Origin of the sequence: Moheibacter sp. (assembly GCF_049672845.1) — a bacterium.
GTDB lineage: Bacteria > Bacteroidota > Bacteroidia > Flavobacteriales > Weeksellaceae > Moheibacter.
Window position 1 is genome coordinate 102,223 of record NZ_JBATWT010000017.1, and the last position, 25,857, is coordinate 128,079.

Consider the following 25,857-nt stretch of genomic DNA (forward strand, 5'->3'; position numbering starts at 1 on the left):
TTTAAATGGCATTAATAACCATCATCATCATAGCGGTCACCGTAATTTTTAGTCTGAGGGCTTTTAATAATTACGCACTTTTTGACCGGTTCAAATTTCAACCGCAAGCGATCACGCGCGGAAAACAATACGACCGCTTACTTACATCAGGTTTTTTGCATGTCGATATGACGCATTTGCTTTTCAATATGCTTACGCTGTTTTTCTTTGCCAACGTGGTAATTGGCTTCTTTGCACGTCACATGGGCAATGATATAGCGACGGGATCAGTACTTTTTGCAGTACTTTATCTTTTGGCAATTATCGGAGGAAATTTACTGGCTTTGCTCTTTCAGCAAAACAATCCGAATTATTCGGCAGTTGGAGCTTCAGGTGGGGTTTCGGGAATTTTATTTGCTTCGATTGTGGTTTATCCTGATTTACAACTTTACCTGTTTTTTGCACTTCCGATCAAAGGTTGGCTTTTTGCGATTTTGTATTTAGGCTATTCGGTTTACGGTGTTCAGAAACAATTGGGCAACATAGGTCACGAAGCGCATTTGGGCGGAGCCATCGTCGGTTTGGTTTTCCCTTTGATTTTTGCTCCTTATCTGTTCGAGCAGAATATGATTTATATTTTGGGAATGCTGATTCCGATTGCGGTTTTACTGGTAATGGCGATCAGGGCGAGAAAGAACTGATTTATTAAATAATTGCCTGATTAATTCTATTAAAGGTGAGAATTTTTATAATTTTGTACACCATTTCACGCAACACATAAATATTTACACACATGGAACAAAATGCTTTGTTGTTTTCAACCCGAACTAGCCAAGTATTAGCTGAAAAAATCGCAGAAAATTATGGTGAGAAATTGGGAAAACTTAAAATCGTAGATTTCAGCGATGGGGAATTTCAGCCTGCATTCGAACAATCGGTTCGAGGCGCTCGGGTGTTTATCATCGGGTCAACTTTTCAACCGAGCGATAATCTGATGGAACTTTTGCTCATGTGTGATGCCGCCAAACGTGCTTCTGCAGACAAAATTACAGCGGTAATTCCTTATTATGGTTATGCAAGACAAGATAGAAAAGATGCTCCCCGTGTTCCCATCGGAGCAAAACTTGTAGCAAAAATGATTACAGCTGCAGGTGCAACTCGTGTCATGACAATGGATTTACATGCCGATCAGATTCAGGGATTTTTTGAAATTCCGGTTGATCATCTCTATGCTTCCACGATTTTTGTGGATTACATTAAAGGTTTAAATTTGGATAACCTTACGATTGCTTCGCCCGATATGGGAGGTGCCAAACGTGCTAATAATTATTCGAAACATCTGAATGCAGACATTGTAATTTGTCACAAGGAAAGAAAAAGAGCCAATCAGGTTGAAAATATGATGTTAATCGGTGAAGTCGAAGGAAGGAACGTGATTTTGCTGGATGATATGATTGACACCGCCGGAACGCTGACCAAAGCAGCAGAACTGATTATGGAAAAAGGAGCCAAAAGCGTACGCGCGGTCGCTACCCATCCGGTTTTATCAGGCAATGCTTATGAGCGGATTGAAAAGTCACCTTTAGTGGAAGTTGCTGTCACGGATAGTATTCCTTTAAAAAATTATTCCGGATCTAAAATAAAAGTGTTATCTTGCGCGCCACTTTTTGCTGATGTTATGCATATGGTACATAGCAGAAAATCAATTAGTTCGAAATTTATTATTTAAATTTATTATAAAGAATTTCATGAAATATTCTTTTTAAATGACTCTTCTGAGAGGTAATTATAATGGAATATTGCATTTTTCAAATTAAAAACAATTAAAAACAAAAAAATGAAATCTATTACAATTCAAGGTGTAAAAAGAGAAAGCGTGGGCAAAGCTGCAACGCGTGCCTTACGTAATGCTGACCAAGTACCTTGTGTTGTTTATGGTGGTAATGAACCTTTGCATTTCTCAACAGACGAGAAAAGCTTCAAAAATTTGGTTTATACACCGGAAGCACACACTGTAAACTTAGAGTTGGCTGATGGAACGAAAGTAGCTGCAATCTTGCAGGACATTCAGTTTCATCCGGTAACTGACAAAATCATCCATGCGGACTTTTTCCAATTGCATGATGATAAAGCAGTTGCGATTGATGTTCCGGTTCGCTTGACAGGACGTGCTCGTGGTGTAGTGAACGGTGGTGTTCTTCGTTTCAATATGCGTAAACTAAAGGTAAAAGCTGTTCCGGCAAATTTACCTGACGAAATCGTAATTGATGTGACGCCTATGCGTATCGGTAATAAGAAATATGTAGAATCAATCCGTACGGAAGATTATACAATTCTTCACCCGGACAACGCGGTTATCGTAGCCATCAGAACTTCAAGAACGGCTGTTGCTGATACTGACGATGAGGAAGAAACTGCAGAAGGAGAAGCTCCTGCTGCGGAAGCTGCTTCTGAAGAAGGTGCTGCAGAATAAGTTTTATCTTAATCGAAATAGAAACTCCGGCTTTCAGTCGGAGTTTTTTTATGAATGAATTTGAATTGAATTTGTAAATGGAAATTTACTAAGTTTATCAAATGGAAGAATTATTTTCGGACGAATATTTTATGCGAAAGGCACTCGATGAAGCTTATGCTGCCTTTGAAAAAGATGAAGTGCCCATCGGAGCGATCATTGTTTCCAAAAATAGAATCATCGCCAAAGGTCATAATTTGACGGAAACCCTGACCGACGTAACCGCTCACGCCGAAATGCAGGCGATCACTTCTGCTGCCAATTATTTGGGAGGAAAATATTTGCCTGAATGTACCTTATATGTTACACTCGAACCTTGTGTGATGTGTGCCGGAGCGCTTTATTGGAGTCAAATCGGGAAGGTGGTCATTGGGGCAAAAGATGAAAAACGGGGATTTCAAAATGCGGGAATAAAACTCCATCCCAAAACGGAAGTGGTATTTGGGGTTCTGGAAAAGGAATGTTCAGAGGTTGTGAAGGGTTTTTTTAAATCGAAAAGAAAGTAAATGACATAGAAAATGAAATATATTATATTTGAATGGTCACGGATTGCAAATCCGCGCTATCGGAGATATTCTGGAAATGGTAATATCTTTTTAGGACAAATGAGTGATGGTAAAATTTTGGAAATTTGTATAGGGCCTCGCTATGGACCCAATATGGGAATAATTGATGATTTTATTTCTGTGCCAAAAACGTGTTGGCCAAAAAGATATATTAAGAAAAATTTATAATTTAAATATTAAAGATGAGTGTATTAAATGACTATAAAGTGAGATTTGGTGTCCAAGATGCCTTTGGGGAACAAATCAAAATGATATATGCAAACAATGGTTTGATATCAAATTTTTTATACGAACACAGTTTAATTGAAGTAAATGAGTTAGTGGACATTTTTACAAAATTATTAACTGGTGAGATTACATTTTTGGAAAAGCCTACACAGAGTTTTTTATTGTGTATCGCTAACCTTACAGAAACTAAATTTTATGATGAAGGAGATATTTGGTATAATAATCCAAATGCAACTCCAGATTTTGTTATGCCAACTTCTGATTTCAAGGTAATAGTAGAAGCATGGAGGGATTATTTAGCACAATAGAAAATAAATTGACTATCGAAAGTGATTTAGATATGAAATTATTAGAACAATACAATGTTAAATTTATAAAAGAATCACTTTACGGTAAATTTTATCCCGCTTGTATTGGTGGTGGTTTAGCTAATTTTTTGGTGATGTTCCAAACATGTTGATACGATAATTTAAAAAGAAAACAAAATTGATTTTCAGTAATTTAGAAAATATAGGAAATGAAAAACAGGACGGCCAAAAGTTTGTTTTGTTGCTTTTCGGTTCTTTAAATCGCTCGAAAATGGGTTTTTCCTTATCAGGTGTTCCAAATGTGTAGATGGGGAATCATAAATTCAAAGGTGCGAGACAAAGGATGATTATGACAAAACACGAAAGGGTCAACCCATAAACAAAGCTTTCAGCTCATGTGCTTCTTTGGGATTTAATTTTCCGGCGAGAATTAAACTCAGTTGTTTTCTGCGCAAAGCCGCATCGTAACGTTCAATTTCTTCTTCGGTCTCCGGTTTGATTTGCGGAACCGGAACCGGTTTATTGTTTTGATCCACCGCCACAAACGTATAAATTCCGTTATTGGTTTTGATTAATTCCTGTGTAATCGGATCATCAATCCAGACATCCACATAAATTTCCATGGAACTTGAAAACGCCCGTGTAACTTTTGCTTCCAGCTTCACGATGCTCCCGAGTGGAACCGGCGTATTAAAAGAAACATGGTTCACACTTGCCGTTACGACCTGAAAACTTTCGGAATGGCGACGTGCAGCGATGGAAGAAATCCTGTCCATTCGCGCCAATAATTCACCACCAAACAGGTTATTCAGCATATTGGTTTCGCCCGGTAGAACCAGATTGGTAAGAACGGCTGCCGAATCAGACGGCGTTTTGATTTTTGTGTTCATAAAAAAGACCTTTTGCGGCGCAAAGGTCTTTAATAATTATGCTTTATACAAATTCTTGTCTTATTCTTTCAAAGATAAAACCCAGGTTTCCGGGAATTCTTCTTTTACAGTTTTTCGGTATTCTAAGGCTTCTTCTTTGGTAGGAAAAGTTTTAAAAGCTACATAGTAAAAATTTCCTTTCTTCTGTGTCATTTTTGCCTGATCAAAACCTTTTTTATGAAGTTTTTCAACTTGTGCATCTGCTTCTTCCGCTTTTCGGAACGAACCTGAAATTACCTGATAATCATGTACGGTTAAAACTTCATTTTTATAAGTTTCAGCTTCCGTTTCCACCGATTTTATCGGCGAAATTACTGCTGGTGCAGCTTTGACATTGGGATTCAGAACCGGCGAAACGAAACCACTCCATTGTTGGTTCACGAAATCGGTTACCGGTTGCGGTTTGCCAAAATATAGAAATCCACCAATCAAAATGGGAACTACTGCCGCTACTTTCCACCAGATGGTCGATGTACCGGTAGTTTCTGAAGGTAAAATATATTTAGCTCTTACACTTTCCAAACCAAATGAATCCAGAAGATAATTTCTGCCGGACGGTTCAAAGCTTAAAAGTCCGTTTTCATCTTTTTTGAGCGTTCCCAATTCGGGTAATACCAAAGTAGAATTGATGTTGAGATGATTTTTCCAGAATTGAACAGCGTTTTCAACTTCATCTTTTGCCTTTTCAAATGAAATTCCGCCAAACTGCGCCATTTCCTGAATCAATAATCCGTCGTTTTTCACCAGCGAAGGATTGAAAGCAATCTGTTTGGAAGGTGGGGTAAAGACAGAAGTTTCTGACGTATAACCGGCATTGGTTTTTTGGGCGATAAATGCACCAAACTCAGGCACCACCACACAATCGTGGCGATACAATAAGGTTGAGATATATTTTTCCAAATTCATAACCCAAAATTACAAATTAAAAAAGATAAAAAACCCGGTCGTAGATAAATTGTTAATAAACTTTTATTAATTTAGGGGAATGAACCCTGACCTTCTCCATTTACTGGCACTAACTTATGTTCCGGGAATCGGGCCGATTAATCAACGAAAAATTATCAAAGTCGTTGAGCCCAAAGAACTTTGGAACCTTCCACGAAAAGAATTAAAAGAAATTTTCCGTGGAAGAATGGATTTGATTTCAAATTTTCAATCATCTGAACTTTTGGAACTGGCCGAAAAGGAAATTCAGTTTTGTGCCAAAAACGAAATCGAAATCCTTGAAATTACTTCAAATGAATATCCGGAGAAACTAAAAAACTGTTCGGATTCACCTTTAATTCTGTTCAAAAAAGGAAATTATTCCTTTCAGGAAAGACTTCAGATTGGCATTGTTGGCACGCGGCAAATGACTTTGTATGGAAAGAAATTTATAGAAGATTTGCTGGATGAATTGGCCACACAGAAAATCGGCATCATCAGTGGGCTCGCCTATGGATGCGATATCGAAGCCCATCGGAATTCTATCCGGCACCAAATTCCAAATGTAGCGGTACTTGCCCACGGACTGAACAGAATTTCGCCATCGGCTCACCGAAAAGATGCCAGGGAAATCATTCAAAACGGAGCACTTCTCACAGAATATTCAACTTTTCACAATGCCGAAGCGATGAATTTTGTACTTCGAAACCGCATCATCGCCGGACTTTGCGACGCCGTTGTGGTAGTGGAGTCAGCAAAAAAAGGAGGCGCGCTGGCAACGGCTCAGTACGCCAATTCATACAATCGTGAAGTCTTTGCAGTTCCCGGTCGGGTGGATGATAAATTTAGTCTGGGATGTAACCATCTTATCCAAACCAATCAAGCAGTGATGATCAGAAATGCAGATGATTTGTTGAGCTATTTTAATTTGAAATCAAAACCTAAACCCGTTCAGACAGAACTTTTCATTGAATTAGAGCCTGAAGAAAAGCTGATTTATGAATTTATCAAAACCAATGGACGACAACAAATAGACGCACTTTCAAACAATCTGAAATTACCGGTATTTAAACTGAACAGCATCCTCCTCAATTTGGAGCTGAAAGGAGTGATAAAAGCATTTTCGGGAAAATTCTATGGGTTAAATTAAAAAAAGCGAAAAATTTACTTGTCAAATTTGAGAAAAATATAAATTTGTTTAAAACAAATTAAAGTCAAATGGAGAAAATCATACATGATTTCATGGTGGAAGTGGAAGCAAGAAATCCACACGAGCCGGAATTCTTACAAGCCGTAAGAGAAGTGGCGGAAACAATCCTTCCGTATATCGTTGACAAAGAAATTTATTATGGTCAGAATCTTTTACTGAGAATGACCGAGCCGGAAAGAACCATTACGTTCAGAGTTCCCTGGGTAGATGACAAAGGGCAGATCCAGATGAACAGAGGTTATCGGATTCAGATGAATTCGGCCATCGGGCCCTACAAAGGCGGGCTTCGTTTTCATCCGAGTGTGAATTTAAGTATTTTGAAGTTTCTCGCATTTGAACAAACATTTAAAAATGCTTTGACAACTTTGCCGATGGGTGGTGCCAAAGGTGGTTCTGATTTCGATCCGAGAGGAAAATCAGATTCCGAAATCATGCGTTTTTGTCACGCTTTCATGGCAGAACTATACCGTCACATTGGTCCCAACACAGACGTTCCCGCAGGAGACATAGGCGTGGGTGCGCGCGAAATCGGTTATATGTTCGGTATGTACAAAAAACTTCACAATGATTTCACGGGTGTGATTACCGGAAAAGGAATGAGCTGGGGCGGATCTTTACTTCGTCCGCAAGCAACAGGTTACGGTGCGGTTTATTTCTTGAAGGCTATGCTGAAAAATAATGCAGAAGAAATCCAGGGAAAAACCATTGCCGTTTCAGGTTTCGGAAATGTTGCCTGGGGTGCGGTGACGAAAGCTTCAGAACTGGGCGCAAAAGTAGTAACCCTATCCGGTCCGGACGGACATATTTATGATGAAGATGGAATTTCGGGTGAAAAAATTGACTATATGCTCGAACTTCGCGCTTCCAATAATGATGTGGTAAAACCTTATGCCGAAAAATATGGCGTTCCATATTTCGAAGGAAAAAGTCCATGGATGCAAAAAGTTGATATCGCTATGCCATGTGCAACTCAAAATGAATTGCATCTGGAAGATGCTAAAATGCTTGTGGAAAACGGTGTACAATGTGTAGTGGAAGGTGCCAATATGCCCACGACACCCGAGGCGCTCGAATGGTTTCAGAAACACAAAGTTCTTTTCTCGCCGGGCAAAGCTTCCAATGCCGGTGGAGTTGCTACTTCTGGACTCGAAATGTCTCAGAATTCATTGCGAATCGAATGGTCGGCCGACGAAATTGACCGCATTCTTACCAAAATCATGGGTGACATTCACGACTCCTGTGTGAAATTTGGAAGAAATGATGATGGTTATATCGATTATGTAAAAGGCGCAAACATTGCAGGATTTGTAAAAGTAGCCGATGCCATGCTGGCGCAAGGTGTAGTTTAGGATTTAATTCAGTCAGAAATATTTAGGTCTTGTTTTAATTTAAAGCAAGACCTTTTTTATGAATAATTTTTTCGGAAAATAACTAACTTGCAGTTCTAAATAATTCACACATGCAAAAATTTATTACCCTTTTATTTTTAATACTAACCGGATTTTTATTCTCACAGGATCTGGTTCTGATTAAATTTAACGATAAACCTTCCGCTGATACCTATTTTGACAATCCGCTTCTGATGCTTTCTCAAAAATCGCTTGACAGACGCGCTAAATATGATATTGAATTAAATATGCAGGACGTTCCTGTTGAAACCGCCTACGTTACACAAGTAGAAGCCATCGGAATTCAGCCGATATTGATTTCAAAATGGTTCAACGGAATATTTGCATGGTGTACCGATGCGCAGATTTCACAAGCTGAGTCGCTCGGTTTCGTTTCTGAAGTCGAAACTTTTGTTCAGAATAAATTCAAAACAGGAGATGGAACACCGCTCACTAATAAGCTTTTCGTTCCGAATGAAAGTCAAACCGAAAATGGAATTACAGATTTCGTTTACGGCGCAACAGAAACACAAGTTACACAGCTGAATCTTCAATATCTGCACAACCTGGGTTTTACTGGCGAAGGAATTACAATTGCAGTAATGGACAATGGTTTTCCCGGCGTAAATACAGAATCGGGTTTTGCTTACATTAGAAATAACGGACAGATTAAAGGCGGATACAATTTCATTGATAACAATGAAAATATCTATTCGCGTGGCTCACACGGAACAGTTGTTTTGTCCACAATCGGTGGATACATTGAAAATCAATTTGTCGGGACTGCCATAGACGCTGATTTTTATTTGTTTATCACAGAAAATACCGATCATGAACTACCCGATGAAGAAGTCAACTGGATTGCTGCTGCTGAAAGAGCGGACAGCATCGGTGTAGATGTTATCAACACTTCTTTGGGTTACAGTGATTTTGACGATCCGAAGTATGATTATACTTATGAAGACATGGACGGCCAGACGACTTTCATTACCCGCGGCGCTCAGATTGCTGCTGAAAAAGGAATTATGGTAGTAAATTCTGCAGGAAATTCTGGGAATGATTCCTGGCATTATATAACGGCACCTGCCGATGGGGTTGATGTATTTACCATTGGTGCGGTACGGTCTGACAATACGGCGGCAGGGTTTTCTTCCTTTGGGCCAACAGCAGATGGAAGAATTAAACCGGACGTAGATGCATTGGGTTCAAATGCTGCAGTCATTCGACCAAATGGTCAGATAGATTTCTCAAGCGGAACCTCCTTCTCCTCTCCTATTATGGCCGGCGCTATGGCTTGTCTGATTCAGGCTTATCCGGAAGTTCACCCCGCAATAATGCGGGAAAATGTGAGAAAATCTGCACATTTATATGAAAATCCAACCGATCAGTTGGGCTATGGAATTCCTGATTTTGGAGAAGCCTATAATATCATGATGTCTGTCCAAGATTTTGAAGCATCCTCAGTCGTTGTGTATCCAAATCCAAGTTCAGGAATTGTGAATATTCAGTCGGAAAAACCAATCAGACAACTTCAGTTGATTTCTGTTGAAGGTAAAATTGTCCGAAAATATAATTCCTCCAATCAAATCAATATTCAGGATTTGCCAAAAGGAATTTATGTGCTGAAAATTCAATTGGAAAACGGAGAAACTCAAATTCAGAAGTTGATTAAGAAGTAATAGTGTATAAATTTTTTAGTTTTTTATTAATTATAATTTTCGGAAATTCTCTTTTAGCTCAAGGAAAGGTTAAAATTATCGGCGAAACCAATTCTGATGCAAATGGCCAATATTTGTATGTAGGCTATGATGATCCCGGCTTGAAAGATTCGGTGCTGATTAGTGGGAATAAATTCGAGTATGATTTAGAAATCAAAGAGCCAATTTATTTTTATTTATCCAAAAACAAAGATTTTTATCATTCCGATACTGATAATAAAGTTTTTTACATTGAACCCGACACGGTTAAGTTTCAATTTGATTATGCCGATTTAAGTTCGATTCGGATAAGCGGCGTTAAAACTGAAGATGAAAGAGAGAAATTAAGGATTTTGCGGAAACCTCTCAATCAACTTATGAAGGAGAACAATGAAAAGCTGCAAAAATTAAATAATGAAATAAAAGAGGTCGGAAAAAACGAAAGTTTACAAAAAGAAATTGAAAAACGCTGGTTTAAATCAGACTCAATTAAATTCGAAATTGCAAAATCCGGGGTTGAATTCGCTCTGACTCATCCGGATTCTTATCTTTCTCCCGATCTGCTTATTTGGGGAATGTATAATAAAAATGCCGATGAAATTTCCGAAATGATTTATTCGGCCTCAGATTCACTTACTGAAAAAATCAAACAATCCAGCAAAGGGAAAGGATTATTTGAGATCATTCCGTCTTTTAAACAAAGCAGAAATGGCGTGATGGCTCCGGACTTTTCAGTGCTTGATATAAACAGCGATTCTCAAATTTTGTCTCAATTCAAAGGAAATTATGTCCTGCTTGATTTTTGGGCGAGTTGGTGTAGACCTTGTTTGGATGATTTGCCTTACTTACACGAAGTCAATAAGAAATATCAGAATTCAGGCTTAAAAATAATCGGAATTTCTGAAGATGAAAATCTAGAAAAATGGATCAATGCAATCGATAAATTTGAAATGAATCAGTGGATTCAAATCTCCATTAAACAAAATGAGATTGATTTAAAAGCAAATTATTTAATAACGGCAATACCTGTTAAAATTTTAATTGGCCCCGATGGGAAAATTATAAAAAGATGGAGAGGAGGCGGTGAGCCAAACCATAGAGATTTAAATCAAACTTTAGAAAATTTATTGGGATTTTAAGGCGTAAACTTCACGCCATTTTTCTCCAGTCTTGACTGAATGTATTTTTTGTTGGAAGGGCTGATTTCATCACTGCTGAAAAGATATATGGAATTATCTTTCAGGTTATAGGTCATGATTCCGGGTTGATTATCATTGCCGTTTTCGAGCAAAACAAAAATGGAATCACTTACCCAAAATGCATCATCAACCCAATGTGAAGGCCCGAAAAAAGCAACACGGCTCACGGTTTTGTCGGTCAGACTTACAAGATTTACTTCCTGATCGGCTTCAAACTGCGCAACTCCCTCATTGTCAATCGACCAATTATAACTGTCGATGTCCAGATACATAGTTTTGGAAGGATTGTAAATGAGGAAAGGTTCGTAGGTTTTATCAAATGCAGGATCAAAATTTCCGGTAACATTTCCTCGCATAGTGTCCAGTTTTTGAACTTCAGTTAGACTGAAATTACTAACAGAAATCCCCGAATCTGCAGATTTATAGAATTTCAGCCAGTTTTGAAAGGTTGAATTGGACTCCAAATCGGCTAAAGCAGAGGGTTCTGATTCGATTTCTCCTACATATTCTAAGGAATCTGTATCCTGCAAAATAATATCAGAAACGGTTTCTTCTTTTTTTTCGTTGCAAGAATAAAGAATTAGGAAGGCAAAACTTAGCAATTTTAGGATTCTCATATTTCCGGATTTAGAAGCCGGATCTAAGTTAGCAAAACTTAAACCAATTTCAAATTTGGTATTGCTCCGCAAAGTTTTTGTCAAGATTCATTTGTTTAACCAAATCTTGTAGCGAATCAAACTTTTGATCGTCACGGATTTTATGTAAAACTTCAATTTTCAGCGTTTCACCATAAATTTCACGGTCAAAATCCATCAGGTAAACTTCGGCTCTTTTTTCGTTGGAATTCGTCACGGTCGGACGTGTGCCGATACTGAGCAAACCTTTAAAAACTTCATCTTTCAGAAAAGCTTTCACGATGTAAACACCGTTGCCGGGAATGAGTTTGAATCGTTCGGTTTCGAGGTTTGCAGTCGGGAAACCAAGTGTGCGTCCGAGTTTATCGCCGTGAATTACTTTTCCGGTTAGCGAATAATTTCTTCCCAAACCTTCATTGGCAAATTCAACATTTCCCTGAATTAAAGCATTTCTGATTTGAGTTGAACTGATATGATTTCCATCTGATTTTACTTCTTCGATTTTAACGACTTGAAAATTGTATTTTTTGGAGAATTCATTAAGCTGTTCAAAATTTCCCTGCCTGTTTTTCCCAAAATGATGGTCATAACCAATGACAATAGTATGAATGCCGATTTCATTGACCAATAATTCTTCTACAAAATCTTCAGCACTCAGATTTGCAAATACTTTGGTAAACGGATGAAGAATCAGATTTTCCAATCCTGAATTTTCGAGGAGTTCTATTTTTTCATTCAGAGTTGTTAAAAGTTGTAAATCATCAGCAGCTTTCCCCAAAACCACTCTTGGGTGGGGATCAAAAGTCAGCAAAACACTTTCTCCGTTTTCTTTTTCCGCAATTTCATTGAGTTGACGAATAATGGCCTGATGTCCGATGTGAATTCCATCAAACATACCCAAAGTCAGCACCGGATTTTTTAAATTTTTACATTCGCTAATGTGGTTGAAAATCTTCATCGGTAGCAAATTTAAAAGTTCAGTCTGAATATTAGGTAAGAATCCTTTTTTATTAAATTTTAAAAATTTATAATCCCTTGAAAATCTGATTAATTTCGCTAAAATCCAGCTAAATACAGTTTAAATTAAAATACTGACAAAAATCTTATTATTCCTTCGTTTTTAATCGGTTGATTGGCTTATATTTGCACGAAAATTTAAAATACTTAATCTTTATACAATGGCAAACCAAAGTAAAGGTAAAATCGCACAGATTATCGGTCCGGTAATCGACGTAGTGTTTGAAAACGCAGAAAGTCTTCCGCAAATTTATGATGCACTTGAAATTCCAAGAGCTGGAAAAGAGTCCTTGATTCTTGAGGTTGAGCAGCACATCGGTGAAGATACAGTTCGTTGTATCGCGATGGACTCAACTGATGGATTACAGAGAGGACAGGAAGTAATTGATTTGGGAGCGCCTATTACCATGCCGATTGGTGAAGCCGTGAATGGACGTACATTCAACGTAGTGGGTGATGCCATTGACGGATTGGGAAATATTGATAAAACAAACGGATTACCGATTCACAGACCGGCTCCGAAATTCGAAGATTTATCTACTTCATCAGAAGTTTTATATACAGGTATCAAAGTTATCGACTTGATTGAGCCTTATGCAAAAGGAGGTAAAATCGGATTGTTTGGTGGTGCCGGAGTAGGTAAAACCGTATTGATTCAGGAGTTGATTAACAATATTGCAAAAGGACACGGTGGTTTGTCTGTATTTGCCGGGGTAGGTGAAAGAACCCGTGAAGGAAATGACTTACTGCGTGAGATGTTGGAAGCAGGTATCATCAAATATGGTGATGAATTTATGCATTCTATGGAAGAAGGAGGATGGGATTTGTCAAAAGTAGACAAGGAAGTGATGAAAGAATCCAAAGCGGCTTTCGTATTTGGTCAGATGAATGAACCTCCGGGAGCACGTGCACGTGTAGCATTGTCCGGATTGACTTTGGCTGAATATTACCGTGATGGTGATGGTTCAGGACAAGGACGTGACGTACTTTTCTTCATCGACAACATCTTCCGTTTTACACAGGCAGGTTCTGAGGTATCGGCGCTTTTGGGTCGTATGCCATCGGCGGTAGGTTATCAGCCTACGCTTGCAACTGAGATGGGTGCGATGCAGGAAAGAATTACTTCGACAAAAAGAGGTTCCATTACTTCCGTTCAGGCGGTTTACGTACCTGCGGATGACTTGACTGACCCAGCTCCAGCAACGACCTTTGCTCACTTGGATGCCACAACGGTATTGTCTCGTAAGATTGCATCTTTGGGTATTTATCCGGCGGTGGATCCATTGGATTCTACCTCCAGAATTTTGACTCCACAGATTTTGGGAGACGAACATTACAACTGTGCACAAAGAGTAAAAGAAATCTTACAACGATACAAAGCACTTCAAGATATCATCGCGATTTTGGGTATGGAAGAACTTTCTGAGGAAGACAAACAAGTTGTACACCGCGCAAGACGTGTTCAGCGTTTCTTGTCTCAGCCTTTCCACGTGGCCGAGCAGTTTACAGGAAACCCGGGAGTTTTGGTTGATATCAAAGATACCATCAAAGGATTTAACATGATCCTTGACGGTGAAGTAGACCAATATCCGGAAGCTGCGTTCAACCTGAAAGGTACCATCGAAGATGTGATCGAGCACGGAGAAAAAATGTTGGCTGAAGTTAATGCTTAATTCGTTTAAAGTTTCAAGTTTAAGGTTTCAAGTTGAACTTTAAACATTGAACCTTAAACCTTAAACAAGATTTAGAAATGAAATTACACATCATAACACCACAACATGTGATTTTTGAAGGAGAAGTGGATTCGGTGTCGGTTCCTGGTAAAGACGGTGAATTCCAGATGCTGAACAACCACGCCCCTATCGTTTCTTCGCTTGACAAAGGAACCATCAAAATCAAGTTGCACTCTAAAACAGTTGCCGATTTTGACAATGTTTCAGGGAAATTGGAGAAAGCCCCGGGTAACGAATTGGTTTATCTCTTTGAAGTATCAGGCGGCGTAGTAGAAATGAGCAATAATGTGGTGACAATTTTGGCGAATTAATTCAATCCAAAATAGATACAAAATCCCGAAAGTTGCCTTTCGGGATTTTTTTATTTTCAGAATTTTGAACTCGTTGTGCCACAAAAAAACCTGTCAGGATTTTAAATCCTGACAGGTTTTAATTTAACTTCGAACTTCGTAAATCGATTAATATCTATAATATTCCGGCTTGAAAGGTCCTTCTACTTCCACCCCGATGTATTTCGCTTGTTCAGGCGTCAATGTTTCCAGTTCTACACCCAGTTTAGCCAAATGCAAAGCCGCTACTTTTTCATCCAGATGTTTCGGTAAAGTATAAACTTTGTTTTCGTATTTGTCGGAATGATTCCACAATTCGATTTGAGCCAAAGTTTGGTTCGAGAATGAATTGGACATCACAAAGGATGGATGACCGGTAGCACAACCCAAATTCACCAAACGGCCTTCGGCCAAAATGATGATTTCGTTTCCGTTGACATTGTAAACATCCACTTGAGGTTTTACTTCGTATTTGGTTGAACCAAAGTTTTCATTCAGCCAAGCCATATCGATTTCATTGTCGAAGTGACCAATGTTACAAACGATGGTTTTGTCTTTCATTTTCTCGAAATGTTTTCCCTGAACGATGTTGAAGTTTCCGGTCGTTGTGATGATGATATCGGCTGTTTGCACAACGGTATCCAGTTTTTTCACTTCATAACCTTCCATCGCAGCTTGCAAAGCACAAATCGGGTCGATTTCCGTTACGGTTACGATCGAACCTGCTCCACGGAAAGAAGCCGCAGTTCCTTTGCCCACGTCACCGTATCCACAAACGACTACTCTTTTTCCGGCCAACATCACATCCGTTGCACGACGAATTGCATCCACTGCCGATTCACGACAACCGTATTTATTATCAAATTTGGATTTGGTTACCGAGTCATTTACGTTGATGGCCGGCATCACCAAAGTTCCGTTGACCATTCTTTCGTACAAACGGTGAACACCTGTAGTGGTTTCTTCTGAGAGACCTTTAATTTCAGCGGTTAATTCCGGGTATTTATCAAAAACCATATTGGTCAAATCCCCGCCATCGTCCAAAATCATGTTCAATGGTTTTCTGTCTTCACCAAAAAACAAAGTTTGTTCGATGCACCAATCGAATTCTTCTTCATTCATTCCTTTCCAAGCATAAACCGGAATTCCGGCAGCTGCAATTGCAGCCGCAGCATGATCTTGAGTCGAGAAAATATTACAAGAAGACCAAGTAACTTCAGCGCCCAAAGCAACCAAAGTTTCAATCAGAACAGCCGTTTGGATGGTCATGTGCAGACATCCGGCGATTCTTGCTCCTTTCAGCGGTTGTGAAGGCCCGTATTCTTCACGGATGGCCATCAATCCGGGCATTTCGGCTTCCGCCAATTTGATTTCTTTTCTTCCCCAGTCAGCCAGCGATATATCTTTTACTTTGTAAGGAATGTATTCAACTTGTGTACTCATATTCGGTTTATTTATTATAATTTTGAAATGTTTAAGTTTTCGGAGTGCAAAGGTACAAACTAATTTTACAAAGTTAAAATGCCCCTTATCAATTCTTTACATCATGATGAATTCACACGGATCGTGGGTTGGAAAACTACGGAGTCCGACGAGGAATTGCTGGAATATCTTCAGTTGAGTCCGTATCGGATTATGAAATACCTGACTTTGGGTCCGAAACAAGCCAAAGAATATTTGGGACTGCGCGCTTGTCTGAAAGAATTAGATTTGGATTTTGATGTCTATTACCACAAAAACGGAAAACCTTATTTGCCGTCGAGCAAACAACTTTCCATCACGCATTCATTTGATATGGTATGCATCGGACTTAGCAAGTTCAACATTGGGATTGATATTGAAAAAAGCCGTCCGCATAAAATTTTAAACATCAAGGAGAAATTCATTCGTGAGGATGAAGCCGATTGGATTCCCAAGGAAAGAGAAGAAGAATACCTGCATGTGATTTGGGGAATTAAGGAAGGATTGTACAAACTAAACGGCGGAAACCTCTGGAATTTCTTGCATCATTATCGGGTAGAACCCTTTGAGTTAAAAGAAAACACACCGATTTCAAGTTGGATTTCCGATGAAAGGAAAAGCGAGAAATTTATTTCCTACTACACCAAAGTGGAGGATTATTACCTGGTTTGGGTGCTGGATGTAGAATGAATTAAAAACTTATTCACATCTGATTAATTTTTTATCTTTAGCAAAATTTAACTAATGGAATACACTAATAACCCTATTCTGGTAGCCCAAGCTACTGAGATTGAAAAAGCAACATTTTATAGAAAAACATATTCACATGTGGCGCTTGGGGTAGCTGCTTTTATCCTTATCGAATCGTTTTTCTTACGATCAGAAACCATTGTCAACATGATGTTGTCTTTACAAGGATACTCATGGTTGCTTTTATTGGGTGGTTTTATGGCCGTGACTTGGTTTGCTCAAAATTTAGCTTACAAAACCGCCAATAAAAGCCAGCAATATTTAGGTTATTTACTCTATATCGTTGCTCAAGCTTTGATTTTTGTTCCGATTCTTTATATCGCAATGTATTACGGCGGTGGCCCTCAAATGGTGATGCAAGCCGGAATTATTACAGCAGGTATGTTTTTAGGATTGACAGCGGCAGTTATGTTAACCAAAACCGATTTCTCATTTTTACGAACCGGACTCACCGTTGGTTTTTTTATCGCCTTAGGTTTAATTGTCGCAGGCGTCGTTTTTGGATTTAATTTAGGTTTATGGTTTTCGGTTGGAATGGTTATTTTAGCCTCGGGCAGTATTTTATACTCAACTCATCAAATCAAAAATGAGTATTCAACCGACCAATATATCCCCGCTTCGCTATCATTATTTGCTTCCTTGATGCTATTGTTTTGGTACATCTTGCGTATTTTTATGTCTAGAGATTAATTATTTAATAATACCTTAAGCTCGACTACTGTCGGGCTTTTTTATTGGATTTATGAGTGAAATTTTAGCGTATTTGATAGAACCCTACAAAACCTACGAAAACTTTCAAATCATCCTGGAATGCATTGCGGCATTTTTGGGAATTGCCAGTGTTTTCTTTTCCATGAAACGAAACATTTGGGTATATCCCACCGGAATTGTTTCTACGTTTTTGTATATCTATTTGTATTTTAACTGGGGATTGTACGGAGAAAGTTTGATTAATTTCTACTATACGATTATGAGCGTTTACGGTTGGGTTCTTTGGCGAAAAAACACGGAAGAAGACCATGTACATGTTCAGGTATATTGGGCTTCTAAACAAGATTATCTGAAAGCAGCCGGATTATTTGTTTTCACTTTTTTATTCATACTGGCGGTTTATTATTATCGCCCTTTGATTGACAGCGGATTTAACTTCGCGCTCGATCATCAATTGGGTTTCTTTTATACAGCAGTGGATTATATCGATGCTTCTCTGACCGGAATTTTCTTAATTGGTATGTGGATGATGGCCAAACAAAAAGTAGACAACTGGATTTTTTGGATTATTGGTGATTTAATTATGATTCCTTTATTGCTCTACAAAGGTTATGCGATTTCGTCTATTCAGTATTTGGTGTTCACCATTTTAGCGGTAAATGGACTGATCGAATGGAAGAAAAACGCTCGGATGAGCCAATAATTTGTTTTCAGGAATTTATTGGCTAATTTTAGACTACCCAAAACCTGAAACAAATGAATTACCAACAGAAATCCATTAAAAATTGGGCGGAGGATGACCGTCCGCGTGAAAAACTTTCACTAAAAGGAGAGCGTGCACTTTCCGATTCGGAACTATTGGCCATCATCATGGGAAGTGGTTCCCGGGAAGAATCGGCGGTGGAACTTGCCAAACGAATTCTGAATTCGGTCGATAATAATTGGAATAATCTTTCACGGCTCAGTATCAAGGATTTGTGCAAATTCAAAGGAATCGGTGAAGCCAAGGCCATTAGTATCATTACGGCCCTTGAAATCGGTCGGCGAAAAGCCATTCAGGAATTGCCTGAAAAACCCAAAATTACCCGAAGTCGCGATATTTTCCAGGTCATGCAGAGCATCATTGGCGATTTGAATGTGGAAGAATTCTGGGTTTTGTTCTTAAATCAAGGAAATTTCGTAGTGAAAAAAGAACTCATCGGTCGAGGTGGCATCAGTTATGTGGCGGTGGACGTTCGGATTATCATGAAAATTGCCTTGGAAGAATACGCCACCGGAATTATTCTGGCGCACAATCATCCGTCCGGGAATCTCAATCCCAGCCGTGACGATTATAGACTTACCGAAAAAATCAAAACGGCAGCCCGAACTTTGGACATCGAACTGCTCGACCACCTGATTTTAAATCAGAAATCGTACTTTAGCTTCGCCGATGAAGGGAAATTGTGAGTTAGAACATAGAGAATAGAAAACTTTCTGCTGTCGTGTCAAATACAATTAACTTTGAACCTTAAATTTTAAACATCAAACTTTTAAATGCAGAAAATCCTGATTTATACCGAGAAAATTTCACCACGTGTTCAGTATATTTTTGATTTTATATTGCGTGAATTCTCGGGATTGGATTTTGAACTGACAAGTAATGTCCAGTTTTTTGAAGCATCGGATTTGCCTAAAATAAATTATTCAAAAGATCAATTTTCCGATGAAATTCATTTGAAATCCGATGAGTTTATGCAGGAAACCGGGATTTTTGGTTCGGTGAAATTTGAAGCATTGCATCCGGTCGGGAAACTGTTTTTTGCCTTGAGTCGATACGAAGAATATTTACCGCAAGAACGAGATTTGCACGGTCGGATTTCCGGCAAAGGAAAAGTGTATAAAACGCCTTTTGTGGACAATTGGATTTTGGAATTTCAGAAAGAATTGAAATCGAAACATCCGCAAATGGAATTTAAAAAAAGGAAATTTGAACTAGTTTTAACTTGTGATGTTGATCAGGTTTGGAAGTATCGGAACAAAGGTTTCAAACGAACCTATGGCGCTTTTCTGAAAGATTTCACCAAGCTGAATTTCAAAGAATTGGCGAAGCGAAGAAAAATTATTTCAGGAAAAGAAAATGATCCTTTTGATACATTTGAATTCTTTCAATCTTTTTTAGATTCCTCGATTCCTCGGAATGACAAAAAAGACAATAACATCAGCATGATTTTTTTTTGGTTGATGGCCGATTATGGAAAGTTCGATAAAAATAATCCGGTTGGGAATTTGAATTTTGCACAAAAAATAAGAGAAGTTTCGCAGTGGGCGGAATCAGGAATTCATCCTTCCTATGCTTCCAATTCGCAGCCTGAAAAACTGAAAAAGGAAATCGAAAGATTGGAAAAGATCCTTGGTCAGAAAATCAAGAAATCCAGACAACATTATATCATGCTTCGTTTTCCTGAAACTTATCGAAACCTGATTCAGAACGGAATCTGGGAAGATTATTCGATGGCTTATGCCGATGAAACCGGATTCAGAGCCGGAACTTGTACACCGTTTTTCTGGTATGATTTATCGAAAGAAATTAAAACCAAATTAAAAGTTCATCCTTTTTGTGCGATGGATGTGACGTTGCGCAACTATATGAACTTATCGGTAGAAGAATCGATTGATGAGGTTCAAAGATTAAAATCGGAAATCGAAAAAGTCAATGGAGAAATGGTTGTGCTTTTTCATAATTCCAATTTCCGCGAGCAGTGGGAAGGTTGGGGAAAAGTGATGGAAAGTTTGGTTGAATAAAAATTTAGTAACTTTGGGAGGATTGAATTCCATGAAAAATTTAAAAAATGAACTACAAAATCTCATTTTCGGAAATGAATCGAAAGGCAGAAGCAAATCTTTCAAAAAATTCCAGCTATACCTTAGAAGAAATGAAAAAGCAAGTTCAGTTTCTTCAAAAGAAAAGTACTTCAAAAAAGAAGAAGCAATCTATTTATCAGAGTTTATAACTAAGGAAGACTTTTGGTTTGAGTCAGAAATTTCTTCAGATAATTATTTAACAGAAGGTGCTGAGCAAAAGGTTTATCGGCTAGATGATCAATATGTTATTAAGCTTAATGATGCTATTTTTTATGAGTCTTGGTCAGATTATTTCAACAGCCTACTAATTCACAATTACTTTTTTCCTTCTACTGAATATGAACTTTTAGGATTTAGAAAAATAAATGAAGAATTACATTCAGTTGTAAAACAAAGTTTATAACTTCCACTGAAATGGCTGATTTGAAGCTTGTTGAGCTATTTTTGTCAAACAATCATTTCGAGAGAACCCGAAATAATGACTAATTTAATAAAGAAATTGGATTAATTTTCGAAGATTTGCACGATGAGAATGTGATCTCGAATAATGGAATATTATATTTTATTGATACAGTATTTTATTTAACTCCGGAATTTTATCAGTCATAATGTTCAAACTCCAAAAAATAAAACGCAAAGATTTAGATGTAGATAAATATTCGAAAGCCTTAAATGATGCTTCGAATTATAGGATTTATGCCGAACATTGGTATTTGGATATTTTGACAGAGGAAAAATGGGAATGCTTGGTGTTTGGTGATTATGAGGTAATTATGCCGATTCCTTTGCAATATAAATTTGGGATTAAATTTGTTTTGCAACCGATTTATTGTCAGCAGTTAGGTGTTTTTTACAAAGAAGAAATTTCGGATGAGCTTTTCCGTGAATTCGAAAAAAAACTGCATCGATACAAGGTTCGAGCCTATCATTTCAACGAGGAAAATACGGAACGTTATCAGCCAGAAGGAGAAAGAAGAACCAATTTTATCCTGGATTTAAGTTCCGAATATAAAGCTATTCGTACGGGTTACAAGGACAAAAGGAAGAAAGATATAAACCGATCCAAAAATCATAATTTAGAAGTTGAGAAAAGCTGGAATCTTAACTTTTTTTATAAGCTACAGAAAGATTTTTATTCGCTTCTCAATCCTATTTCTGAAATGGAAATGAAGTCCAGTTTACTTTTAAAGCTTTTGGAAAAGGATTCCTTGCGATTATTTTATATAAAAAAGGAGGGCAAATATATTGCAGCCCAAGCCTTCGTATATTCAAAGAACAGAATCTATTGTCTTGCTTTTTACCGTCATAAAGAATTAGATAAGTATAATTCATCTGCTTTTATCAAAAATCATTTAATTGAAACAGAAGCGACTCAAAACCTTTTATTGGACTTTGAAGGTTCTATGATTCCCGGCGTAGCTTCTTTCATCGAAGGATTTGGTGCTGAAAAAAGATATTTTAAAAATTTTTCAAACTTTGAATTCCCGGCTTTTTTAAAAAAAACACTTAGCAAATTAAGGTAAACCTTTTTAATGATCATTTATAATTAGAAATAGAGTTGGTTTTTCGTAAAGTATAGTTTTTGTAAATTGCAATGACTAAAATGTAGAACTCCAATGAAAAAAATTCTGGTATGCTTGTTTTTAAGTTTTACAATGGGTCTCATAGCGCAAAAAAAAGATCCTGAACATTATAGTTATCCTTTTGCAGAATCCTATCAGCAATTGACCATTCGAGTTAATGCTGTGATTTTATATAAAGATGACGGAACAGGGAATTTTGATTTAAACAATCCGGAAGAAAAAAGTTTATTGCTAGAATATCTGGATCAATCAAATAAAACTTTTTCAAATTTTCAAAAACCTGCCGATCTTACAGGTTGCTATACGGGGACAGATTTTATAAAAGATGCAAAAATCCGTTTTGTTTATAATATCATTCCGGTTAAAAATAGCTACTACTGGGATTATCTCAACAGTGGAGCCCTACCGGAAGAAAAGAAATTTGGAGGATTCAGTCCAACTGAACACTGGTATATAAAGCCGCTAGATGACTCAATCTCTAAACTGAACCTACCCAAGGCTATAAATGTCTATTTTACTCAAAACGGAAAACGGTTTGATGATTTGGTGAAGAAAAAAGGTGAAGGTTATGATCTTGCTGGGAATCTTGCGGCTCAGTTACCAAGCTCCACGGATTTAAACAGGAGTTCACAGCTTCATGCACCCAACAGGTATCCCGCATATTTAATGCAAAAATATCAGTCACCTAAAAATTATGACACAGATTGGTCCGTCACAAAAGGATGGTGGTTAGGGCATGCATTGGCACATGAACAAGGTCATAATTTAGGGCTTTCTCATTCCAATGAATATCATGGAGCCAATAAATGTGTTTTTTCTCTAATGTCGCAAAAGCACAACCACAAAAGAAACTGGCTCCCCCCTACCGAAATCAAGAAAATGCACTGGAACCTGACAAGAACAAACCTTATACAATTTGTCACTCCGGAGTCCGCATACGGTGCAGTCTGGTTCCTGAAAGAAGACACCGTTTGGGACAGACCACGCAGATTTTATCATAATTTTGAACTGGCACGGGACAAAACGCTCGTTATTTCAGATTCAATCATCTTACCGCCCCAATCCTATATAAAACTGAACAAAAACTCAAAAATAATTTTCAAAGGAAAAGGAAAAATCGTGGATGCACACGGACGGGATTTCAAAAATTTCGAAAAACACCGTACATCAATAATACGGAGTGAATAACTCAATAAGAACTGAAGTAATCTTTATACTTTTCCGGAATTTTTCGGTTAAATTCAATCTGATCGAATCTCTCAATATAAGGCTGTTTCTCCTTGATTACTTTGCAAGGATTTCCCACCGCTATAGAATTGGAAGGAATATCTTTTGCCACCACTGACCCCGCTCCTATTACTACATTATTTCCAATCTGAATTCCGGGAAGTATAACTGAATTGGCTCCAATAAAAACATTATTACCGATTCTTATCGGTCGGACTTCATCATGAACCGAATGGTCATTATGATTGTGATTCGAAGAAATAAGCGCCGAACCGGCACCTATTCCCACATTATGGCCGATTTCTATCCCCATGTTTGCCTGTATATAAATCCCGATATTATCTCCTGGATCACTCATAATCCCAGTCTTGATTTTTTCAGGATTTCCTACACGGGAAGTAAAATGAACTGGCCAGGGGACATGACGATTGATTCCAAAAATTTTCTGAGGAATTAAGTTATAAATAAAAATATTCCTATAAGATTTATAGCCATATTTTGGCCGATAATATTCCGGATACGCCCAGTTCACAATCCAGCCAAACAACCAAAAATCCAGTTTCTTTTTCCAGTTAACTTTCTGATACTTTGACATTTTTTTTCAAATTGTATAAAACCATTCCCAGCAATACTAAATAACCGATTCCAGACAGAATCGAGAAAATCCAAACGCAATATAGAAAATCATTTTTCAGCACACCTAAATAAATTGCAATCAAATTTGACAATAATAAATAGATATTGAAAATCAACGAATAATGATTTTTTTTGAGCACAACTACCAAAGGCGCAATCGGATTCATCGCACTTCTTGCAAGAATCCAGAAAGACAAAGCCAGAACATAAGCTCCCACTCCGTCCCAGGCGTCTTTCAGAAATAAGTCGAGCAAATAAATTCCCAGTGTATTCATAAAAATCACAAAGACAAAAATGATGGCCACATTTGAAACAATTACCTTATAGGTCAGTTTCTCCAAACTCTTTTTATTGGAATGATTAAGCGAAACAGCTTTCTGAAAATAAACTCTCGAAACAGATCCCGACAGCAAAACAAGTGGAACCGAGAGAATTTTGAAAGCCATCCCGTACAACCCTACTTCTGCCGATGTAAAATAGAAAATCACCAAAATAGGAAGTATATTATTGGCAATAGCGTTCAAGGAATCAGACGGATAAGTGAATTTGACAATTTCAATATGCTCCTTCACACTTTGTCTAAACATCGGAATATTTACTTTTATAATTTGACCTTTGGAAACTCTCAAATTATAAAGAAAAGAAGCGATCAGCCCCAAAATCCAGCCATAAATCAAACCATTATCAGTCAGACCGATGAAATAAAAAATCGTCTGAAATACAACCGAAAAAACAGAAGAAATCACAAACGCAGTAGAAATTTGTTTAAAAAGTTTATACTTCGTAAACATGTTGTTTTGTGTCAGGTTCCAAGCCGTCAGAATTGATCCAAGTCCCGTAAGAAAAAGGAGAAAATAAGACATCTGAAACGAAAACACATTCAAGAGTTTCATAACAGCCATCACTGTTATCATCAGGAAACTCAGTAAAAAGGAAATGACTATAATTCCGCTGAAAAGATTCCGAACCTCTTTGCTTCCCCTCTGCAAAATCATGATGTTGTCAAGCCGCAGACCTGATAAAACAGGTAAAATCAAAACATAGCTCAGGAAAACATTGTAAAAACCATAACTCTCAGGCCCGTAATAATTTGCGAGAATCATCCCTCCAATCGTCACGATGACCTTGGAAATCGTATTTCCCGCAAGCAAGGAGAGCACGCCTTTGAAATTTTTGGTTTGAAATTGTTTCCGGTTGATTCGCAAATCAAAATGAATTTAAAACAAAACTAATAATTAACCCCGAACATTGAACTTTAAACATTAAACTTTATACTTTTGCAGGCTTATGGAAAACATCAAGCACATCTTTTTTGATTTGGACAACACACTTTGGGATTACAGACGAAACGCCAAAATCACACTTGTCAAACTTTACGAAGAATTTCAGATAAAAGATACCTACGGATATTCATTCGAAGAATTTTATCCGCATTATTATGAAAGCAATGAACAGCTTTGGGCAGATTACCGTGACGGAAAACTGACCAAAGAACAGCTTCGTGCCCGTCGTTTTCCCGAAGCTTTTGCCAATATGGGAATTCCGACAGCAGATTTTGCAATGGAGTACGAACAAAGATTTGTGGATGAAGTAACCACGTCCAATTATGTGGTGGAAGGAACCGAAGAAATCCTCAAATACCTGCACGGAAAGTATCAATTGCACATCCTTTCCAACGGATTTGAAGAAGTCACACACCAAAAAATAAACGGTTGTCTCATCAAAGATTATATGGAAACGATTACCACCGCCGAGGAAGCCGGCGCACCAAAACCGGACGCCAAAGCATTTCTTACAGCAATCGGAAAGTCAGATGCCAGAATTGAAAACTCAGTTTACATTGGTGACGACTGGATTGCCGATATGGTAGGTGCTCATCGCTTGGGTATGCAAGCCATTTTCTTCAACCCGCTCAATGAAAATCATATGTGGGTGGAAGAAATCCCGGTTATCCACAAACTGACCGAACTCAAAAACCACCTCTAAACGGT

General features: G+C 38.0%; 29 protein-coding genes. 22 read left to right on the forward strand and 7 right to left on the reverse strand.

The window, feature by feature from the left end:
- Nucleotides 1-5 precede the first annotated feature (5 nt).
- The 6 genes from WBF63_RS07110 (at nt 6) to WBF63_RS07135 (ending at nt 3,593) form a co-directional block, all read left to right on the forward strand.
- Nucleotides 6-680 (forward strand): rhomboid family intramembrane serine protease, encoded by a 675-nt coding sequence (locus WBF63_RS07110; protein ID WP_424369019.1) that lies wholly within the window; start codon nt 6-8, stop codon nt 678-680.
- Nucleotides 681-772: 92 nt separating this feature from the next.
- Entirely contained in the window at nt 773-1,708 is a 936-nt protein-coding gene (locus tag WBF63_RS07115; RefSeq protein ID WP_424369020.1) for a ribose-phosphate pyrophosphokinase, read from the forward strand.
- A gap of 108 nt (nt 1,709-1,816) precedes the next feature.
- A complete protein-coding gene (locus WBF63_RS07120; RefSeq protein ID WP_424369021.1) occupies nt 1,817-2,452 on the forward strand; it encodes a 50S ribosomal protein L25/general stress protein Ctc in 636 nt (211 codons plus the stop codon).
- A gap of 101 nt (nt 2,453-2,553) precedes the next feature.
- Nucleotides 2,554-2,997: a nucleoside deaminase gene (locus WBF63_RS07125; RefSeq protein WP_424369022.1), complete on the forward strand. Its 444-nt coding sequence runs from the start codon at nt 2,554-2,556 to the stop codon at nt 2,995-2,997.
- Nucleotides 2,998-3,009: 12 nt separating this feature from the next.
- Complete coding sequence (locus tag WBF63_RS07130) at nt 3,010-3,225, forward strand: hypothetical protein (RefSeq protein WP_424369023.1); 216 nt, start codon at nt 3,010-3,012, stop codon at nt 3,223-3,225.
- Between the two features lie 14 nt (nt 3,226-3,239).
- Complete coding sequence (locus WBF63_RS07135) at nt 3,240-3,593, forward strand: hypothetical protein (protein WP_424369024.1); 354 nt, start codon at nt 3,240-3,242, stop codon at nt 3,591-3,593.
- Nucleotides 3,594-3,961: 368 nt separating this feature from the next.
- On the opposite strand, the gene WBF63_RS07140 is transcribed toward WBF63_RS07135, so the two are convergent.
- Both WBF63_RS07140 and WBF63_RS07145 read right to left on the reverse strand, forming a co-directional pair.
- Nucleotides 3,962-4,483 (reverse strand): acyl-CoA thioesterase, encoded by a 522-nt coding sequence (locus WBF63_RS07140; protein WP_424369025.1) that lies wholly within the window; start codon nt 4,481-4,483, stop codon nt 3,962-3,964.
- Nucleotides 4,484-4,543: 60 nt separating this feature from the next.
- Nucleotides 4,544-5,428 (reverse strand): SPOR domain-containing protein, encoded by an 885-nt coding sequence (locus WBF63_RS07145; RefSeq protein ID WP_424369026.1) that lies wholly within the window; start codon nt 5,426-5,428, stop codon nt 4,544-4,546.
- Nucleotides 5,429-5,507: 79 nt separating this feature from the next.
- Here WBF63_RS07145 and dprA point away from each other — a divergent pair, with 79 nt between their 5' ends.
- From dprA to WBF63_RS07165, 4 genes are all read left to right on the forward strand, one after another.
- Nucleotides 5,508-6,596, forward strand: coding sequence for a DNA-processing protein DprA (gene dprA / locus WBF63_RS07150; protein WP_424369027.1), 1,089 nt, complete (start codon nt 5,508-5,510; stop codon nt 6,594-6,596).
- Between the two features lie 68 nt (nt 6,597-6,664).
- The gene (gene gdhA, locus WBF63_RS07155; RefSeq protein ID WP_424369028.1) at nt 6,665-8,005 is read left to right on the forward strand and encodes an NADP-specific glutamate dehydrogenase; all 1,341 of its coding nucleotides are present in this window, start codon (nt 6,665-6,667) and stop codon (nt 8,003-8,005) included.
- A gap of 110 nt (nt 8,006-8,115) precedes the next feature.
- Nucleotides 8,116-9,723: a S8 family serine peptidase gene (locus WBF63_RS07160; RefSeq protein WP_424369029.1), complete on the forward strand. Its 1,608-nt coding sequence runs from the start codon at nt 8,116-8,118 to the stop codon at nt 9,721-9,723.
- A gap of 2 nt (nt 9,724-9,725) precedes the next feature.
- A complete protein-coding gene (locus WBF63_RS07165; protein ID WP_424369030.1) occupies nt 9,726-10,880 on the forward strand; it encodes a thioredoxin-like domain-containing protein in 1,155 nt (384 codons plus the stop codon).
- On the opposite strand, the gene WBF63_RS07170 is transcribed toward WBF63_RS07165, so the two are convergent.
- Together WBF63_RS07170 and WBF63_RS07175 are read right to left on the reverse strand one after the other, a co-directional pair.
- Entirely contained in the window at nt 10,877-11,557 is a 681-nt protein-coding gene (locus tag WBF63_RS07170; RefSeq protein ID WP_424369031.1) for a hypothetical protein, read from the reverse strand. The genes WBF63_RS07165 and WBF63_RS07170 overlap by 4 nt on opposite strands.
- Before the next feature lie 49 nt (nt 11,558-11,606).
- A complete protein-coding gene (locus WBF63_RS07175) occupies nt 11,607-12,533 on the reverse strand; it encodes a bifunctional riboflavin kinase/FAD synthetase (protein ID WP_424369032.1) in 927 nt (308 codons plus the stop codon).
- Between the two features lie 220 nt (nt 12,534-12,753).
- Here WBF63_RS07175 and atpD point away from each other — a divergent pair, with 220 nt between their 5' ends.
- Nucleotides 12,754-14,265, forward strand: a complete 1,512-nt coding sequence (gene atpD, locus WBF63_RS07180; protein WP_424369033.1) for a F0F1 ATP synthase subunit beta — start codon at nt 12,754-12,756, stop codon at nt 14,263-14,265.
- Between the two features lie 77 nt (nt 14,266-14,342).
- Entirely contained in the window at nt 14,343-14,636 is a 294-nt protein-coding gene (locus WBF63_RS07185) for a F0F1 ATP synthase subunit epsilon (RefSeq protein WP_424369034.1), read from the forward strand.
- A gap of 147 nt (nt 14,637-14,783) precedes the next feature.
- Here WBF63_RS07185 and ahcY read toward each other — a convergent pair whose 3' ends face one another.
- Nucleotides 14,784-16,097 (reverse strand): adenosylhomocysteinase, encoded by a 1,314-nt coding sequence (ahcY, locus tag WBF63_RS07190; protein ID WP_424369035.1) that lies wholly within the window; start codon nt 16,095-16,097, stop codon nt 14,784-14,786.
- A 78-nt stretch (nt 16,098-16,175) separates the two neighbouring features.
- Between ahcY and WBF63_RS07195 the strand changes: the two genes are divergently transcribed.
- The 9 genes from WBF63_RS07195 (at nt 16,176) to WBF63_RS07235 (ending at nt 23,191) form a co-directional block, all read left to right on the forward strand.
- Entirely contained in the window at nt 16,176-16,805 is a 630-nt protein-coding gene (locus tag WBF63_RS07195; RefSeq protein WP_424369036.1) for a 4'-phosphopantetheinyl transferase family protein, read from the forward strand.
- A gap of 54 nt (nt 16,806-16,859) precedes the next feature.
- Nucleotides 16,860-17,555 (forward strand): Bax inhibitor-1/YccA family protein, encoded by a 696-nt coding sequence (locus tag WBF63_RS07200; RefSeq protein WP_424369037.1) that lies wholly within the window; start codon nt 16,860-16,862, stop codon nt 17,553-17,555.
- A gap of 52 nt (nt 17,556-17,607) precedes the next feature.
- Nucleotides 17,608-18,279, forward strand: a complete 672-nt coding sequence (pnuC, locus tag WBF63_RS07205) for a nicotinamide riboside transporter PnuC (RefSeq protein WP_424369038.1) — start codon at nt 17,608-17,610, stop codon at nt 18,277-18,279.
- 53 nt (nt 18,280-18,332) lie between these two features.
- Nucleotides 18,333-19,025: a RadC family protein gene (gene radC / locus WBF63_RS07210; RefSeq protein WP_424369039.1), complete on the forward strand. Its 693-nt coding sequence runs from the start codon at nt 18,333-18,335 to the stop codon at nt 19,023-19,025.
- A gap of 87 nt (nt 19,026-19,112) precedes the next feature.
- The gene (locus WBF63_RS07215) at nt 19,113-20,360 is read left to right on the forward strand and encodes a polysaccharide deacetylase family protein (protein WP_424369040.1); all 1,248 of its coding nucleotides are present in this window, start codon (nt 19,113-19,115) and stop codon (nt 20,358-20,360) included.
- A gap of 31 nt (nt 20,361-20,391) precedes the next feature.
- Nucleotides 20,392-20,823 (forward strand): hypothetical protein, encoded by a 432-nt coding sequence (locus WBF63_RS07220; RefSeq protein ID WP_424369041.1) that lies wholly within the window; start codon nt 20,392-20,394, stop codon nt 20,821-20,823.
- A 95-nt stretch (nt 20,824-20,918) separates the two neighbouring features.
- Nucleotides 20,919-21,029: a hypothetical protein gene (locus tag WBF63_RS07225; RefSeq protein ID WP_424369100.1), complete on the forward strand. Its 111-nt coding sequence runs from the start codon at nt 20,919-20,921 to the stop codon at nt 21,027-21,029.
- Nucleotides 21,029-21,943: a hypothetical protein gene (locus WBF63_RS07230; RefSeq protein ID WP_424369042.1), complete on the forward strand. Its 915-nt coding sequence runs from the start codon at nt 21,029-21,031 to the stop codon at nt 21,941-21,943. Before WBF63_RS07225 ends, WBF63_RS07230 begins: the two co-directional genes overlap by 1 nt.
- Nucleotides 21,944-22,036: 93 nt before the next feature.
- Nucleotides 22,037-23,191, forward strand: coding sequence for a hypothetical protein (locus WBF63_RS07235; protein WP_424369043.1), 1,155 nt, complete (start codon nt 22,037-22,039; stop codon nt 23,189-23,191).
- A 1-nt stretch (nt 23,192) separates the two neighbouring features.
- Here WBF63_RS07235 and WBF63_RS07240 read toward each other — a convergent pair whose 3' ends face one another.
- Nucleotides 23,193-23,825, reverse strand: coding sequence for an acyltransferase (locus WBF63_RS07240; protein WP_424369044.1), 633 nt, complete (start codon nt 23,823-23,825; stop codon nt 23,193-23,195).
- On the reverse strand, nt 23,803-25,071 hold the full coding sequence (locus WBF63_RS07245) for an oligosaccharide flippase family protein (RefSeq protein ID WP_424369045.1): 1,269 nt from the start codon (nt 25,069-25,071) through the stop codon (nt 23,803-23,805). Before WBF63_RS07245 ends, WBF63_RS07240 begins: the two co-directional genes overlap by 23 nt.
- An 82-nt stretch (nt 25,072-25,153) precedes the next feature.
- Here WBF63_RS07245 and WBF63_RS07250 point away from each other — a divergent pair, with 82 nt between their 5' ends.
- Entirely contained in the window at nt 25,154-25,852 is a 699-nt protein-coding gene (locus WBF63_RS07250; RefSeq protein ID WP_424369046.1) for a YjjG family noncanonical pyrimidine nucleotidase, read from the forward strand.
- The last annotated feature ends 5 nt before the right edge of the window (nt 25,853-25,857 follow it).